At 37.9% G+C, this 17,797-nt stretch carries 14 protein-coding genes; 3 read left to right on the top strand and 11 right to left on the bottom strand.

The window, feature by feature from the left end:
• Nucleotides 1-9: 9 nt before the first annotated feature.
• Nucleotides 10-951, bottom strand: coding sequence for a DUF2515 family protein (locus tag SAY88_RS06010; RefSeq protein ID WP_332630185.1), 942 nt, complete (start codon nt 949-951; stop codon nt 10-12).
• 156 nt (nt 952-1,107) lie between these two features.
• On the opposite strand from SAY88_RS06010, the gene recU reads away from it, so the two are divergent.
• Both recU and SAY88_RS06000 read left to right on the top strand, forming a co-directional pair.
• Nucleotides 1,108-1,716: a Holliday junction resolvase RecU gene (gene recU / locus SAY88_RS06005; protein WP_332630183.1), complete on the top strand. Its 609-nt coding sequence runs from the start codon at nt 1,108-1,110 to the stop codon at nt 1,714-1,716.
• A 26-nt stretch (nt 1,717-1,742) separates the two neighbouring features.
• On the top strand, nt 1,743-4,343 hold the full coding sequence (locus SAY88_RS06000; protein ID WP_332630181.1) for a PBP1A family penicillin-binding protein: 2,601 nt from the start codon (nt 1,743-1,745) through the stop codon (nt 4,341-4,343).
• A gap of 42 nt (nt 4,344-4,385) precedes the next feature.
• Here the strand turns inward: SAY88_RS06000 and SAY88_RS05995 are convergent, their stop codons facing one another.
• The 8 genes from SAY88_RS05995 to SAY88_RS05960 form a co-directional block, all read right to left on the bottom strand.
• Entirely contained in the window at nt 4,386-7,970 is a 3,585-nt protein-coding gene (locus SAY88_RS05995; protein WP_332630180.1) for a dynamin family protein, read from the bottom strand.
• 99 nt (nt 7,971-8,069) lie between these two features.
• Entirely contained in the window at nt 8,070-8,585 is a 516-nt protein-coding gene (locus SAY88_RS05990) for a YpoC family protein (protein WP_332630178.1), read from the bottom strand.
• Nucleotides 8,582-9,238 (bottom strand): endonuclease III, encoded by a 657-nt coding sequence (gene nth, locus SAY88_RS05985; protein WP_332630176.1) that lies wholly within the window; start codon nt 9,236-9,238, stop codon nt 8,582-8,584. The genes SAY88_RS05990 and nth overlap by 4 nt, the downstream gene beginning before the upstream one ends.
• Nucleotides 9,239-9,264: 26 nt before the next feature.
• A complete protein-coding gene (locus SAY88_RS05980; RefSeq protein ID WP_332630174.1) occupies nt 9,265-9,969 on the bottom strand; it encodes a DnaD domain-containing protein in 705 nt (234 codons plus the stop codon).
• A gap of 161 nt (nt 9,970-10,130) precedes the next feature.
• Entirely contained in the window at nt 10,131-11,423 is a 1,293-nt protein-coding gene (asnS, locus tag SAY88_RS05975; protein WP_332630172.1) for an asparagine--tRNA ligase, read from the bottom strand.
• Between the two features lie 303 nt (nt 11,424-11,726).
• Nucleotides 11,727-12,911: a pyridoxal phosphate-dependent aminotransferase gene (locus SAY88_RS05970; protein WP_332630170.1), complete on the bottom strand. Its 1,185-nt coding sequence runs from the start codon at nt 12,909-12,911 to the stop codon at nt 11,727-11,729.
• A 72-nt stretch (nt 12,912-12,983) separates the two neighbouring features.
• Nucleotides 12,984-13,466, bottom strand: a complete 483-nt coding sequence (locus SAY88_RS05965; protein ID WP_332630169.1) for a cell wall elongation regulator TseB-like domain-containing protein — start codon at nt 13,464-13,466, stop codon at nt 12,984-12,986.
• Nucleotides 13,467-13,478: 12 nt separating this feature from the next.
• On the bottom strand, nt 13,479-13,649 hold the full coding sequence (locus SAY88_RS05960) for a YpmA family protein (protein WP_332630167.1): 171 nt from the start codon (nt 13,647-13,649) through the stop codon (nt 13,479-13,481).
• 114 nt (nt 13,650-13,763) lie between these two features.
• Between SAY88_RS05960 and SAY88_RS05955 the strand changes: the two genes are divergently transcribed.
• Nucleotides 13,764-13,919: a hypothetical protein gene (locus SAY88_RS05955; RefSeq protein ID WP_332630166.1), complete on the top strand. Its 156-nt coding sequence runs from the start codon at nt 13,764-13,766 to the stop codon at nt 13,917-13,919.
• A 151-nt stretch (nt 13,920-14,070) separates the two neighbouring features.
• Here the strand turns inward: SAY88_RS05955 and SAY88_RS05950 are convergent, their stop codons facing one another.
• Together SAY88_RS05950 and dinG are read right to left on the bottom strand one after the other, a co-directional pair.
• Nucleotides 14,071-14,928 (bottom strand): ComEC/Rec2 family competence protein, encoded by an 858-nt coding sequence (locus SAY88_RS05950; RefSeq protein ID WP_332630164.1) that lies wholly within the window; start codon nt 14,926-14,928, stop codon nt 14,071-14,073.
• Between the two features lie 41 nt (nt 14,929-14,969).
• Complete coding sequence (gene dinG, locus SAY88_RS05945; protein WP_332630162.1) at nt 14,970-17,789, bottom strand: ATP-dependent DNA helicase DinG; 2,820 nt, start codon at nt 17,787-17,789, stop codon at nt 14,970-14,972.
• Nucleotides 17,790-17,797: the final 8 nt, after the last annotated feature.

Genomic DNA, 17,797 nt, shown 5'->3' with positions numbered 1-17,797 from the left:
TTCTCCAATTCAAAGAGATCCTTTTACCTTTTGCATTAAATAAATTTCAATCCATTTTTTTTGTAACCATTTCGTTCGATCAACAGGCCGTATTTTTCTTAGATTTAAGAAATAGCACTCTGTTTTCTTTACCGATTGTGACCAATCAATCTTCTCCTTCCAATGATGAGCGAATATAGGATATGTTTCTCTAAGCTTTGGGCTCGTATTACCAGTGGACCACATGAAGTATTGTTCATAGTCATTTCTTGAACCTGTTGGAACTGTAGCTAAGCAAAATTGGAAAATAGAATCGTGGATCTCCGGGTGAAATAAAAGAGATTGTAACTGCCTCCCTAACCAAATCCTCGACTTAACCTTTTTAAAATTACGGACGTACAGACCATATATTTTTTTCTCCATGCTCGGAAAAATGACATAGCTCATATGTGCATGTTCTTCTAAGAAATAAAAGAGAGATGAAAAAACTTTCTTTCGATAAAGAGGGTGTTTCATAACGGGTTCCTCAATTGTAAATTGTTCATTGATAATTAATGATGTACAAAGTCTTTCTTCATCTCCAAAATCCCAAAACCACTTCCATTCCTTTTGCATAAATTCCGACACTTCTAGTTGTTTTAGTATTGAAAAATCCGCATGCTTTTGTTTTTTAGAAAATTCATACCATAGTAGTTGTGGGTATGCATCAGCGAAAATCGTCCAATTTGCCCTTTCAAATGTTTGGAACAACAAGTCACTAAAAGGACCCGTAATTAATTGTTGAAACCATTTACTTTTTAAATCCGTCATATTCCAGCCAGCATTCCTTGATACCAATCCTGCTAATAAAGCCCATTTTATTTCAGGATTTTTTTTATAGAAGTCTTCATACATTACGGTACGTGAAATATTATCAATGTTTCCGTTCTCGGTTTTTCTTTTGATTTCATTAATAATTTTTGATTGCTTCATATTTTGACTTCTCCTCGGTAGTTTTACAAGAAAATCTATACCAGTTACTTGACTTATTATGGTAAGATTACTTGATGGAGTCTACTTTTACTGTTTCTAGTTTTCAGTAGTTCCATTCATATAAACGATTTCGTTTTTGAAAGGTTTGTGAAAAGAATGGCGATACGTTATCCAAATGGACGGCGTTTTAACGAGCAAAAGTCCCCTACAAAAAAAGTTCAAAAAAAAGAGTTGACGTATAGCAATCGTGGAATGACGTTAGAAGATGATTTAAACGAAACGAATCAATATTACCTAGAAAAATCAATTGCTGTTATTCATAAAAAGCCGACACCTGTACAAATAGTCCAAGTTGACTATCCAAAACGTAGTGCAGCAGTGATTAAAGAAGCCTATTTTAAACAAGCATCAACAACCGATTATAATGGAGTTTACAAGGGACATTATCTAGATTTTGAAGCAAAGGAAACAAAAAACAAGACTTCTTTCCCATTGCAAAATTTTCACAAGCATCAGATTGAGCATATGAAACAAGTACAACAACAAAATGGAATTGCTTTTGTCATTTTGCGCTTTTCACTTACTGATGAAATTTACTTGCTTGATGCGGAACATTTAATACAATTTTATGAACAAAAAGAAACTTCTAGAAAATCAATTCGTAAGTTAGATATTGAAAAATTGGGTTTTTTGATTAAAATAGGATATCATCCACGTATTGATTACTTACAAGTAATCGACACAGTTTATTTACAAGATAAATGAACTTAGAGAGAAAGGGAGAAATTACGATGTCGAATGAAAATAATACAAGGCAAGGGCGTCGTCAAGCCCGTGAGCAGTCGAAAAAGAAAACAAAGACAAGTAAAAAAGGAATTTGGAAAAAAATACTGGTAGCGATTGTCGCATTATCTGCTATTGCTGTTATTGCTGGAGGGATTACCGTCTTTGCAATGATTCAAGGCGCTCCTCCTCTTGACGAAGAGAAGCTTATGCTGACACAAGGCTCACAGTTTTATGATCAAGATGACGTGTTTGTCTCACAATTAGAATCATCTGAACGCAGACAAAATGTCAGTATTCATGATGTGCCACAAGTTGTGGAAGATGCATTTATCTCCGTTGAAGATATTCGATTCAGAGATCACTTTGGAATTGATATTAGACGACTTTTCGGTGCTGTTCGAGCAAATATTAGAGAAGGATTTGGAGCTGAAGGAGCCAGTACAATTACGCAACAGCTCGTTAAAAACTTATTTTTAAATGAACAAAAGCAATTAACGAGAAAAGTTCAAGAGCAATATTTAGCTATTAAATTAGAACAACAATATTCTAAAGACCAAATTCTTGAAATGTATTTAAATCAAATTTATCTTGGTTCTGGTGTATACGGTGTGGAATTAGCATCACGTACGTACTTTAACAAATCTGTTGAAGAACTTAGTTTAGCAGATGCTGCATTACTTGCAGGAATCCCTCGTCGTCCGAGCTTCTATGACCCAACGAAAAACCCTGAAGCCGCGGAAAGTAGACGGAATCTTGTTCTATCGTTAATGGAGCACCACGGTAAAATTACAAGTGAGCAAGCTCAAGAAGCAATGGCTATCCCTCTTGCGGATCAACTAGTGTTAACTGAACGTGAATCCTATCCGTATGAAGCTTTTTATAATCAAGTTCTAGCTGAGCTTGAAGCAATGGAAGGAATCACAATTAACGATATTTATAATGCAGGTCTGAAAATTTATACAACGCTTGATGTTAGTGCACAGGAGCACGTCGAGAGAGTACTTCAAACTGATGAATTTGTGAACGTCTATCCTGACAATGAAGATTTCACGGCAGCTGTTACCCTACTCGATACGAAAACAGGACAAATTAAGGCGCTCGGAAGCGGTCGTGAAGATACAGGCTACCAACGAGGGTATAACCTTGCAACTGATGACCGCAGACAGCCAGGATCAACGATTAAGCCGATTCTAGATTACGGTCCAGCGATTGAATATTTACAATGGTCAACCGCTCATCGAATCGTTGATGAAGCCCATTCTTATTCTGACGGAACACCGATTAATAACTTTGACCGTCAATTCCAAGGGCCAATGTCCATGCGTACAGCTTTAGCACGTTCTAGGAATGTCCCAGCCGTAAAAGCATTACAAGAAGTTGGCCTAAGTCGTGCCCAATCATTTGGTGAAGGTTTAGGGCTTACATTTGAATTACCAGAAGGCCAAACGCAGATAGATGAAGCATATTCATTAGGAGGCTTTCACACTGGTGTGACAACAAAAGAACTTGCTGGAGCGTATGCTGCATTTGGAAACAATGGGATGTTTACAGAACCATACACGGTTCGTAAAGTCGAATTTCCTGATGGTCGTATTATTAATATGCAGCCTGAATCAAGCCAGGCGATGAGTGATTACACAGCTTATATGATTACAGATATGCTAAAAACGGCAGTTACAAATGGAACTGGTGGCGTAGCCAATATACCTAACCTTCCAATGGCTGGAAAAACAGGTACGACAAACTTTGCTCGTGAAACTCGTGAAGCCCGGGGTTATCCTGAAGGCGCTGTTCCCGACATTTGGTTTTCTGGCTATACAACCAACTACACACTATCTGTTTGGACAGGGTTCTCACGTCAACCAGAGGATATAAGTAATAACTACTTCCCTAGTGGTGCAAATTCACGTCAAGCCGCTCAGCAAATCTTTAAAGCCATTATGCAAAATATCTCTGCTGATATTGAAACAGAGGATTTCACGATGCCAAACTCCGTTGTACGTGTTGGAGTTGAACGCTCTACCGGCTTACTTCCTAGTGATTTCACACCACAAAGTGAAATCATTTATGAGTTATTCGTTCGTGGGAATGAGCCAACTCGAGTATCTGAACAATTTAAACGTCTTGATGCTCCTACAAATTTAATGGCAAACTACGAAGAAAGCGCAAATCAAATTATTGTCACTTGGGATTACCCAGAAGAGCATGCCGATAATGTAACATTTGAAATACAAGTAGCTATTGATGGTGGCAGTGCTCAAACGCTTGAGCGTAAGAAAGAGATGCAATATATTTTCGGAGACCCGCAACCAGGTTCAAGTTATGTCTTTCGTGTCATAGCTATTTCAGATGAAGATAGTAGTCTACGCAGTGACCCAGCTTCTGTTGAAGTAAAAATTGAAGAAGAAGAAGTTGAAGAGGAAGTTGAAGAGGAAATCGAGGAAGAAGTTGAAGAAGAAGAAGAAGAGGAAGAAGTTGAAGAGGAAGTGACGATTCCTAATCCTCTTGATGAACTCGAAGATGATGAGCCAGAAGAAGATGATGATCGAGATGATGATGGTGACACAGCAACAAATGAAGAAGAAGAAGAAGCTGCTACTGAATAATAACAAATAAGCCCCGCATTGCGGGGCTTATTGTATATTCAACTATTCTTTAATTGCCTGTAATAGTTCTAGCTCTTCTCTTAATGACTGCGCGTGCTTCGGATCAGAGAGTGAATCAAATCGATCTAATTCACGCTTCAAGGCTGCTTGCATTGATTGTTTAGCTGCATGAACTAATTTTTCAAAATTTCGTTGTAATTTTTCTTTTGTATCACCTTCAAGATCTCTTAACAGATCACTTGTTTTTTTCGCGCCTTCTTGAACTAGATCTTCTTTAAGCTGTTTCACCTTTCCTTGTTCAAAGAACGCCTTTAATGATTGGAAATAGTTTCTGTATGGCTCTACCTCAACCGGGATATACCTCTTGATTTCTGATGGGCTGAAGTCAGCCTTTTCTATTTCATGAGTCATAGAAAACGCATGAAAGTCTTTACGTATTTCCTGAATGGTCTCTTCTATCCATTCTTCTAAGGCTTGGTAAAGTGCTAATTCGATCCGTATAAACGTTGCCTCGAGCTCTTGCTTGATAAAATGTTCCCCTTCACTTCTCCATTCCTTCAATGACGAAAGCAACGCCTGTTGTTGAGCTCGTTTGCTATTCCCAACAACAGTAGAAACATTAATAGACTCAGCAAATTGATCACCTAATACGTACCGAACCCTGTCACGTAAATACAAGAATAGCTGGCTTACTTCACGTGTACTCAGTTGCTCTGCAGTTAGAGGCTTATACGATTCAATTTTCTCATTCCAAACTGAAATGGTATCCTCAATTTCCTGTCTTCTTGAGGTTTTTGTTGCCTCTTCCCCATTTGCATATTCGAGCCCTTTTTCTAAAATAGCTTTATATCTTCTAGACTCTTCTTTCACTAACTCAAAGCTTAACCGTTTTAATTCAGTAATGGTATTTTGATAAAAAGATTTCTCAAATATAGCGAACATATCATCAGAAGACCGACCATCCCGTTTAGCTGCAAGCCCCTGCTTACTAGAAAGTGGATAAAGCCTAGGTTGGTGCACCCCATTTTGAATGAGTTGATCGTATACATGTTTTTTTACACCATTTAATTCATACGGACTACTAGCTAAATCTGCTGCATTTAAAATAAAATAAAGTTTATCTGCTCGGAATCCTTCGTTCACTTTTGCCATTTGTTGTAAAAATTGCTGATCAGCCTTCGAAAAGGCATGATTATAATATGTTAAATAAAAGATAGCATCTGAATCTCGTAATTGTTTAAAAGCAACATTCGTATGTCTGCCATGTATCGAATTTACTCCCGGTGTATCTACTAGTACAATCCCCTTTTCTGTTAATGGACAGTCAAAGTACAAGATCACTTTTTCAATAAGACAGGCATCATGTTCATTTGCAACAAACGGTTGTAGTTCTTCTAACGTCACTTCAAAAGAACTCCCTAACTCCCACTTCCCATCTGCGATACTATTTTTTAAGGTTGTTAAGTAGGACTGGTATGTTTTTTGCCAACTTGTTGTTGCGTTCGTGTCTTCTTTCCACGTATGAATCGTTTCTAAACGTACATTTCTATCTAATTGAGACGCAACAGATTCGATTTCTTTGTTTAATTGTTCCTTTGACTTTACTTTCACAACGGCCGTTCTAGAACGGTGTCCTTCTTCTGATCGTTTTACAACATTAACTGTTGCTGTCGTTGGATGTGGCGATACTGGCAATACCGTTTCGCCGAGTAATGCATTGGCAAAACTTGACTTCCCAGCACTAAACGCTCCAAATAGTGAAATTGTAAACGATTGGTCTCGGTATCGTTCTAATCTATTGATCAATACCGATCGTTCATAGTTCATTCGTTCATCTTCCCGATAATCATCTAGGACGGATTCCACTTGCTTCGTCCACATTCCCGCTTTTTCTTCATCAAAGTCAATCTGTTCGTTCGCTTGCTCTGGCTCCCAGTCTGTATCAATGACTGTCTCCTCAGGCAAAGTAATTGATTCAAAGGACGAGATTTTAGGGAAATCTGGTACCGGTTTATCCATCGTCGCAACAAGCATGTTTTCATAAGCACCAGCATCTTGATATTGATTTACTTTTTCTTTTTGTACGCTTATACACTCTGTAAAACGATCATTAATATTTGTTAGCTGCATTACATAAGCATCTAATTCATGTAATCCCTCTAGCTCTTTCTCTAACTCAATTCGTTCTTCATCCCAATGCCTTTCCATCCCTTTAGACATAAGGTCAAGAACTGTTGCTGCTTTTTGGCGAAGTTGCTTAATGACAGCTGCAGTCCGTTCCTTTGTAAAAGTGTAGACATATTCCCTATTTTTAGGACCGACTTGAACGGCCTGTTGGAAAAAGTTACGGTCAACCGTTGCATGTAATTGTTTGAGCTCTTGTTCAACAATTTCTCGATTCGATAGCTTCGTAAAATCATACGATTGAAAGATCTGATGAAGATGAAACTCTAATTGACTCTTTACTTTATCTTGTGTTTCTTCAATAAGCTCCTTTAACCTTGCCTCTTGTTCTTCTTCTGTTTTCTTCTTTGAAAATAAGAATCCTACTTTAAAGCCAGGTTGGATGCTCTCTAGCCAATTACGAACTAATTCAGTTGTTGTATATGGAAAAATCGTAACATCCTTTACAAGCTCTTGCCATTTTTTTTCAAAATCTTGTTCAAATCGTTTCTTAGCATGAAAGGTTTCATCGTACTTGGCAGCGACTTCATGCCTTCTTTCTAATTGTTCAACCGAGTAACCTTCCTCCTTCATCCTCTCTTTTACTTGTTCCAATTCATCTTCTTTCTCCTCTTCAAGCCGATGAATGATGCTTAAATAAAAGCCTTGTTGCAGACGCTGCTTCGCATAAGGGAAGAGCTTCCCACCATGAAATAAAATCGCTTTCATGTCATGCTCAAATTGAGTAAGTTGATTCAGTGGATGACTGCGAGCTTTCATACTCATATAAGAAAGTTTAATCATATTAATTCCCCACACTGCAAATGTGTCGCGTACGGACTTATCAAACTGTTCAAATGACAGCTCAGATTCATCGTGCTTATCGATTTGGTTAACAATTAAATAGAGAGGCTTCTTCTCATCTGATAACTGCTTTAAGAACGTTAAATTCGTTTCAGATTGAACATGATTATAATCCATAACATACACAATAAAATCGGTTGTATATAACGCCTCTAATGTCACAGCTTGATGAGTTGGATCAGTTGAATCCACTCCTGGTGTATCATATATTACACTGTTCTCGCCTAAAAACGGTAAAGGTGCCTCAATCGTTAATGAAGAAATCTCTCCGCCATTCATCCCCCATTCTCTTACTCTTTGCCAAGGGATTTCCCCTGTCCATTCCTTTTTCTCGCCATTTAATGAATGAACCGTAAGCCCTAATTCTCCATTTTTTATTCCAATAATATTGGCACTCGTTGGAATTGGACTTGTTGGCAGCATTTCTGCTCCAAGTAAATAATTTAAGATCGTTGATTTTCCGGCAGAAAAATGTCCACAAAATGATACTTGAAACTTACCGCTGTCTTTTTTTTCATCTACTAATCGTTGACGTTCACGTTCTTTCTCTGTTACGTCAATAACCTTAATTGGTGTTTCTATACCTAGTGCTTTGCTCATCTGATCACCTGCTCCTACAAAATCTATCTATGTATTCTGAAAATAAATAAGAAAAAATAATTAATTTTGAAAACGAAGAAAGGGAATAGTCTCCCTTTTTTAGTTTTCTAGCTTGCTTTTATTTGTCTCTATCACTTTTGATTTTGCATAAATTTTTCTAAGCTCCATAAACAATGCTTTAAGCTGAACGTACGTATGATAACGAATGGGCCCATTAAGAATAAATTCAAGCCTCTCTTCACAATTTACTGGCTTATATTCTAGTGACTTTACCTCTTTAGTTACCGTTTTTATTCCTTGAACTTTCCTTTCATTCATCCAAAACAATGCATCGATAAAAACGGCTGTCATGATAATCATTTTTCTTTTTGCTGCATTTGGATTTCGATTAGCATAGAAATACTCAAGTCCAGGCTCTTCATCTTTCCACCACTCGAGGAGCAGAGGAACATACACATGCTTTTTTTCCCAAGGCTTTTTTTCCATCGTTATATCATAATAGAATGGAGCAGCTTGACATATGTCTTTTAAGGACGAAAGTGTATCGTCCTTACTAACATATGATTCGTTATAAAAAGGTGGAACCTGAAAAGTTAGCGGGATGTCTATGTTCATATTCTCTCTCTTGCTTTCATTCGTTTTTGTCCTTCACGACACATTTGCAGCAATGGGCATATGTCACATTGAGGAGATTGCGCTTTGCAGTGATATCGACCAAAAAAGATCAGTTGATGATGGGAATCTGACCAGCGTTCGATCGGGATTTTCTTCATTAACGTGTCTTCAACTTGGCGAACATTATCCTTCCAACGGCAGATGGCAAGTCGTTTTGAAACGCGTTCAACATGGGTATCGACAGCGATTGCTGGTACTCCAAAAGCTACTGAGGCAACAACATTGGCCGTTTTTCTTCCAACACCCGCCAACTTAACAAGTTCATCTCGTTCTTTTGGTACTTCCCCATTGTAATCTTCAAGTAATGCTTGTGTGAGTTTTTTTATATTTTTAGCTTTACTACGAAATAATCCAATTGAACGTATATCCTGCTCAAGCTCTTCTAATGGAACCTTAAGGTAATCCTCAGGCTTTTTATATTTAGCAAAAAGGTGAGGAGTCACTTTATTTACTAGTGCATCTGTACATTGAGCAGATAGTAAAACAGCGATCACTAATTCAAAAGGATTAGAATGAGTTAATTCACACTCAGCATCGGGATACATATCCGCAATTACATCAAGTGCTTCGATTGTTTGTTTCTTTGATAACATGAACCTCATCCTCTCCTTAAAACGACTTACGATTGATCGAGCCAGCTAAAACCAGGATATGATTCAGCGTTTGCTCTTTTTTGTTCTTGTTTAGGCGAATGCTGATATTTGCGAAATTTTTCCCCATGTGCGCGAGCCTGTTCAATGGTTTTCACACCATTTCGCTTCCATTCAAAAAGAATTCGGTCAATATAACGAAAATTTAATTTGCCGGACACTACCGCTTCTCGTAATGCTGCAGTAATTAGCTCCGTTGTATGTCTATCTTGATCTAACCACATCCCAAGTGTTTCTGCTTCAATTGGTGACAGTGGTCTGCAAAATTCTTCTTCAAAACGTTTATATAAAAGGCCTTCTTCACTTTCTTTTTGTTGTTCTTCGGAATTTACTTGTACTCCTTTTAACAACTGGATTAAGCGAACCCATAACGGTTCAAGTGTATAATATTCAAATAGGATTCCTTGCTCATCCCATTTTTTATCTAACGTTAAAAAACCTTTTCGTATTAATTGACCTAACATATCTGCACAATCATTCATCGACAACGTCATACGCTCACTAAGAAGCTCGGGCGTCGGGAAGCCATCTCCATCCTCAATAAAAGATTGGACATGTAACAAAGCCACTAGTTCACTTTCTTTTAGACCTAATTCGGAATAATGCTTAAGCAGCAAAGTGGGAATGGATAGCTGTCTTTGGGTTGTCCATTTCAAAAGTAAATTATGATCCATTTCAAAACACCTCATCCATTATTATAACATGATAGTATCAGCTAGTCGTTTCCTTTTCCTTACACAATAAAAACCGCGATTAGGCAAATCAGGGGTTATCCCAAAAGGTATAATATTGACCTTTTGGGATAACCCCCTACATACATTTACTCCATTAAGGATTACGGATACAAACGATTTAACAATCTAGGGAAAGGAATGGTTTCACGCACATGTTCTACTCCTGAAATCCATGCAACCGTTCTCTCAAGTCCTAATCCAAACCCTGAATGTGGTACGGAACCATATTTACGTAAATCAAGGTACCATTGATACGCATCCAGTGAAAGATTATGAGCTTCCAGATTACGTTTTAATAAGTCATAATCATGAATACGCTCAGAACCCCCAATAATTTCACCATACCCTTCTGGTGCAATTAAGTCAGCACATAACACAACATCATCTCTATTTGGATCAGGCTGCATATAGAATGGTTTTAACGATGTTGGGTAATGAGTAATGAAAACTGGTTTCTCGTAATGCTCTGCAATCGCTGTTTCATGTGGTGAACCGAAATCATCTCCCCACTTTATATCATCGAAGCCTTTCTCTTGCAAAAACGTAATCGCTTCATCATAAGTAATACGTGGAAACGGAGCTTTAATCGCTTCAAGTTTAGATATATCGCGACCGAGGGTTTTCAGTTCCAACAGACACGACTTTAAAACAGATTGAACAACGTACGCTACGTATTGTTCCTGAATTTCTAGGTTTTCATGAAATTCAACAAATGCCATCTCAGGCTCAATCATCCAAAATTCAATTAGATGACGACGTGTTTTTGATTTTTCGGCACGGAATGTTGGTCCAAATGAAAATACACGTCCCATTGCCATTGCAGCAGCTTCCATATAAAGCTGTCCACTTTGAGAAAGATAAGCATCTTCATCGAAATACTTTGTTGCAAACAACTCAGATGTTCCCTCAGGAGCACTTCCAGTCAAAATTGGAGGATCTATTTTTACAAAATCATTCTCATTGAAGAATTCATATGTTGAACGAATGATTTCGTTTCTAATTTTCATTACGGCATGCTGACGCTTAGAGCGTAACCATAGATGACGATGATTCATCAAAAACTCAGTTCCATGTTCTTTTGGTGTAATTGGATAATCTGTCGCTTCATGCAATACTTCTATTTTTGTTACAGTTAATTCATATCCGGATGGAGCTCGATCGTCTGCACGCACAACTCCAGTAACATATAATGAACTTTCTTGCGTTAGGTTCTTTGCTTTTTGGAATATTTCTTCCTCTACGTCCGCTTTTACAACGACTCCTTGAATGAAGCCAGTCCCATCACGCAACTGTAAAAAAGCAATTTTACCACTTGAACGCTTGCTAGCAAGCCAAGCGCCAATTGTAACTTCTTGCTCGACAAATTGACCGACTTTTGCAATTGTTGTTTTCACATTCATACCTCCTACTATGTATACCAATCTTCATTATACCCTTGTCTAAAATTTCAAGTCAACGATCCATGAATGAAACGTGCGAAAAACAAAAATTCAAATTATTCGCTGAAAACATAAGAAAACTGCCTTTTATAAAAGCTATTTACCTCCCCGCGGGAAAGCGAGTGGCTGGAGCGCAATGGAACGAACATGTGGAGAACACGTACCCCATAAAAACAACAAAGTATACGAAAACAGCCTTTATTAAATAAGACAGAAAGCATAATCAAAATAAGAAAAAGCCGCATGCGCGGCTTTTTCTTATTTTGTATGATTACGTACAAATCGCTCGATACGTGCCAATGCTTCTTCTAATAAATCAAAAGATGTTGCATAAGATAAACGAACATTTTCTGGTGCACCAAAACCTGAACCAGGTACTAGTGCTACTTTTTCTTCCTCTAAGATCGCCTCAACCCACGAATCAACATCAGCAAAACCATTCAATTTAACAGCTTCACTTACGTTAGGAAAAAGATAAAATGCTCCTTTTGGTTTAACGCAAGACACACCTGGGATTGCGACTAGCTTTTCAAACACTCCATTTAAACGTTCTTCAAACGCTTGTCTCATGGTCTCAACTGAACCGTCATCCTCTGTGTACGCAGCAATCGTACCATACTGTGCATTTGTTGTTGGATTTGACGTACTATGGCTAGCTAGGTTGGTCATTGCTTTAATAACTTCAGCGTTTCCTGCAGCATAACCAATTCTCCAACCAGTCATTGAGTGAGACTTAGATACTCCATTAACTACAATCGTCTGTTCTTTTAATTCATTTGAAAGCTGAGCAATAGATGTATGTGTTGCCTCATCATATACAAGTTTCTCATAAATTTCATCAGAAACAATTAATACATTATGTTTTACACAAACGTCTCCAAGCTCACGAAGCTCATCCTCTGAATACATAGAACCCGTTGGATTACTTGGTGAATTTAAAATGAATGCCTTTGTTTTCTCTGTAATTGCTTGATCTAGTTGTTCTGCCGTGACTTTAAATTCATTACTTTCAAGTCCTTCAATATATACCGGGCTTCCTCCAGCAAGCTTTACTTGTTCAGGGTAGCTCACCCAATAAGGTGTGGGGATAATAACTTCATCCCCATCATCTAAAATCGCTTGAAATAATGTGTAAAGTACATGTTTTGCACCAGAACCAACGAGGATTTCTGCTGGCTTATACGAGATTTGTTGATCCTGCTCAAATTTACCAATGATTGCTTCTTTTAGCTTTGGTAGCCCTGCAGAAGGAGTATACTTAGTATGGCCCTCCTCCATAGAACGAACAGCAGCATCAATTATGTATTGAGGTGTATTAAAATCTGGTTCGCCTGCTCCTAGCCCAATGACGTCATGCCCTTGTTCTTTTAATTCCTTTGCTTTTGCTGTAATCGCTAACGTTGATGAAGGTGTTAATGTCGAAACTCTTTTCGCTAATCTCATATGTATGTCCCTCCCAAGTAATATACTATACACTATAAATTGTCCAGAGCCATCATTCAAGTACGAAATTGTTTATTCTGTTCGTAATAAATATCTTTTTATGAACGTTCCATTTTCAAACGTCACATAATAATAGCCTTTTCGGTTCTCATCATTGATGTACGTAATTTCGTATACAGGTAACCCTCTTTCATATCCTAACTTAGCCGTTTGGATACGTGACACTTCTTCATTTCGATCTACAATGGCAACAGCCTCTTCTCTTGTTATGCCGTCACTTGCTTTTTCTACATGATGAAAGTCATATTCAGCAGACACCCATACAATTGTTTCTTCATCCTCTTCATCTAATCCGGTAAAGACATAAAAGGCATCCGTTCCATGGTAGTAAGTGACAGTCAATACAGTTTTGAGTAACGATTGTCCCACGACATAATTTTCTGCTTGTGCATAATTATGACGAAGAGGTTCGCGAATCGTTTGATATGCGTAAACACTTAGTCCAGTTAATGTTAAGACAATAATAATAGCAAGAAAAATCATCCATTTTTTCATATATATCTCCTGTTACGTACGATAAATCGAAAATACCATTGTGTCGTTATCTTTATCATCAAGTGCTAAGCCGAATAATAAGTCCTGTTCTTTTAATGTACGATTTAACGCATTAACAATTTTATACGTATCTTGTGCTTTTTTTACTCGGGTCGTTGATAAAACAACCATTTTCTGTTTCATGTTTTCTCCTCCAAAAAAATATTAGTTCCTTCCTTGATGCACAAGTTTTGCTAAACATAGTAATAAGGGTTAAGGTGATACTAAAAGTACGCCAAGCAAAGGGGGGCGTAACTATTGTCTAACCATGAGCAATCGATGGCATCACGTTTTCAAAAAGAAAAGGAAGAAGTAGCTCTGCTTAGTCGAAAAGGCTTGAAATGGCATCAAGTTTTTCCGATTTCAATCAGACAAACGTTATTTCCTTCAATATTTCAGAAGGATCATAATTAAAATGTAATACAACCAAATAACTGCCTGCTCACACCTCAAAATGTTCTGCACAAATGCCTCGTGCAGAACATTTCACTTTTCCCTTAACAAATAATTCCTCTGACGAAATCATTATACCATTAGCAATAAGCCTCGAAAACCATTGCTTCAGTCACCCTTTAAAATGAACGGTTACAAGCTCATAATCATCCTGATTTACCTTTATAATAACAGCTCCATTTTGTATCACTCGATACGTATCGATCCACGTTTCCTGCAAACGTTCTAACAACTGTGCACTTACTTCTCGATTTTCTCTCGTAAACAAAACAGCTACTTGTGGGTCTATTTCATTTAGAAACCGCTGGCTCGTTCCATCATTCATTCCAAATTCGGCAACTTTTAATACTGAAACAGGAGACAACTCATCATTCATCCATACTCTTTCTATGTCTTCGTTTGCTTCAGATGAAAAGAAAAATTGATGTTTTTCATGAATAGTAACAATAAACGAAAGCGTAGGCATGATTGTAGAGGGGCTCGGTAAAACCTTAACGGTAACATGTTCGGCAAGTTCCTTTGATGTATCGTCGGACCAACCGACAATCCGAACATCGAGTTTCTCATATTGCGTATTTGCTTGGTCCAAACCTTCTTCAGGTACGACTAACGTTTTCGTCCCCAAACGTGTTACTATTTCTTCTACATTCCCACTATATTCTTTTTCAAACCTCGGCAAGATAATGGTGTCAATGGAAGTTACATTTAACTTCTTCAGCCGGAAAAATAATGATTCTGCAGAGTCTTGTTCACCTGTGCCAATGAGAACTGATTCCTCATTTGGTAATTCTAAATATGTTGACTCCCCATTTGGAAGATCCAAAAATACAAAGCCAACATCCTTTTCTTCTAGCTGTAGATCTAGCTCCATTTCTTCTTGTCCATCTGAATTACTAACCATCCGAACTTCCAATCCTAATAAACCAGCTAATATGCCCATACAAAGAAGCCCGATAAGAATTTTACGCATCTCGCCTTAAACCCTCCATTAATTTTTAATCGATGGCAGCCTTACATATAATCTTGAAATTGTTCAAGTAAATCTTCTAGCTTCCCTTCGTGTACGGGTACATTTGGCAAGGATCGAATAAATTGTTTTCCATATCGTGTCGTAGAAATGCGCCGATCTAATATAAACACACAACCACGATCTTGTGTCGTTCTTATTAATCTGCCAAACCCTTGTTTAAACCGAATAATTGCTTGAGGCAAAGAAATTTCCATGAAAGGATTTCTTCCTTCTTCTTTTGCTTTTTCATATTGGGCCTGAAGCAATGGCTGGTCAGGGGGGGAAAATGGCAATCGAACAATGACTAAATTTCGAAGCTCATCTCCTGGTAAATCAATCCCTTCCCAGAAGCTACTTGTGCCAAAGAGAATAGCTTGATTTGTTTGCTTGAACATCTTCATCAGCTTTGCTCTACTCCCACTTGTCACTCCTTGACCTATTAACTGAAATGTAGAAAACTCATTAAACTTCTTCACATGATAATATACTTGTTTTAGCATCTCATAGGACGTAAAAAGGACTAACATTTTTCCACTTGATGCTTCCATCATTCTCCATAATTTAATGGACACTTCTATGGCGAAATCTTCATCCGATACTTCTTTAATTGCAGGTATATCACTAGGTAAAAGCACTCTAACTTGATCCATATAAGAAAAAGGAGACGGGATGACACATTGTGCTACACCAAAATCCGTTAACCCTAATCTCTTTTCTTGGTAGTCAAATGAACCATTTATAGAAAGTGTCGCTGAAGTCATAACTACACTTTTTTTCTTAGCAAAGAAACGATCCGCTAAAATTTCTGACACATCAATAGGTTTGCTATATAAAAAAGTCGCATTTTTAGCCCCTCTTGGCTCTACCTCAAGCCAGTACACCATGTTCGGATCGTATTCGAGCAGTAATTCGTATAGCGTTTGTTCTTCCTCATACACCTGATCTATTAATCCTTCGACATCAGCAATAAGACTGCGGTCTTTGTAAGTCATATCATCCTTTTTATCAGAGAATGGTTTAACCCAATTTTGAAATGCAGCTATGCAATCCTTTGTCTGCATATGAACACGCATTGCACACTCAAGAATCGCTTGCCATGTTGAACTAGATTCCAAATAGCTCGCGTAACGATAACGTAGTCGACCTACATCTGTTGCACTTGCTTGGTTTTTTGATAAGACATAGCCATGCAACATACGAAATAATTCATCTACTTCATCCTTTAATTTTTGGACTAATTCTAAACTTGTATCAGATGTACCGACAACCTGAATTTGGTATTCATGGATAAGGCGATGTAGCTGTTCTAGCATGCCATCTTCTTGACTTAACCCTAATCGCTGAAATAGGTAAGAAAACGACACAAAGTCTGCTTTTGCGCCTAAATGGTCACTTGCTGTTTCTTCTAAGTGATGCGCCTCATCTAAAATCGCATATGAATATGTTGGCAGCAATCGTTGTTCATGGACCAGATCTGTACATAAAAGGGCATGATTCGTTATCACGATGTCTGAAGATTGAGCACGTTTTCTCGCTCGATGATAAAAGCAACGCGAGAACCACGGGCTATAGCGGCCAAGGTCTGAAGCTGCATCACTTTGTACTTCATACCAGAAGCCTTTCCCTCCTGAAGGAAGGTTTAATTCTTCCATATCGCCATGCGCTGTCTCTGTTAACCAAATTAAAAGCAACGCCTTTGTCAAAAGCACATCATAACTGTCTTCATGAGTATGCAATAACGATTGCTCAAATTTACGCAAGCATAAATAATGACTTCTTCCTTTCAGCAATGAAACACGTACTGAAAACGGAAGAAGATGATTAAGTAAAGGTAAGTCTCTTGATAGTAACTGCTCTTGTAGTGGGATCGTTTGAGTACTTACAATAACAGGCTCATTTTTTGTATAGGAAAAAAAAGCTGCTGGAAGTAAGTACCCTAATGACTTACCTGTCCCCGTTCCCGCTTCGATCATTTTATGTTCATTATGTTGAAATGCCTCATCTACTTCCATCATCATTTGTTTTTGTCCAGGTCTTAACTCGTAATTTGTAAAAGCCGTTTGCATCTTTCCATCTTCATCATATAACGTTTGCAAATAATCATTGAATGAAGGCTGAATCCCTTTTTCTTTCAATTCAGGTTCGTCCTTAATTTTCTTTAAAGCGATTTGACGATAACAATCATATTGCTCATCATCCGTTACCCCTTGAGCCAACTTCTGGTGAATGATTGATTGTAGCATCGGTTCTAAATCACTTTTAAATCTTCTCGAAAGTGGTGCCAATTGTTGTAGTGTTAACACTGGCAGTCGGTTTAATTTATGTAATAATGACAAAAAAAGAGTCGATGTTACTTCTGCATCACTATCTGCTTGATGTGGCCTGTCATGAGAGAAACCAAGGTGCTCAGCTAGTTGACCTAATTTGTAGCTTTCCTGCTTTGGTAGTAATACTCTCGCTAATTCAACTGTATCGAAAACAGGCATATCTGGGAGTTGATAGCCTTCTAATTCCATTTGATTCTTAAGAAAAGCTTGGTCAAAATCAACATTGTGGGCAACAAAGCTGCTTTTTGTAAATAACGGAAGTAACTCAGGAATAATTTCTCGAAAAGAAGGGGCATTTTCTACTAAATCATCAGAAATGCCCGTTAATTCTTCAATAAATGGGGGGATAGTTTGCCCTGGGTTAACAAAAGAGGCAAATGTTTCAACAATTTCACCCTCTTCTATAACTACCGCCCCAATTTGAATAATCCGGTCCCCTTTTCCTACAGAGTGGCCCGTCGTTTCAACATCAACCACAACATAACGTTCGTTCATAGTACACC

Source organism: Halalkalibacter flavus (assembly GCF_036663575.1).
GTDB lineage: Bacteria > Bacillota > Bacilli > Bacillales > Bacillaceae_D > Halalkalibacter > Halalkalibacter flavus.
This window is presented reverse-complemented; position numbering and strand designations above follow the sequence as displayed.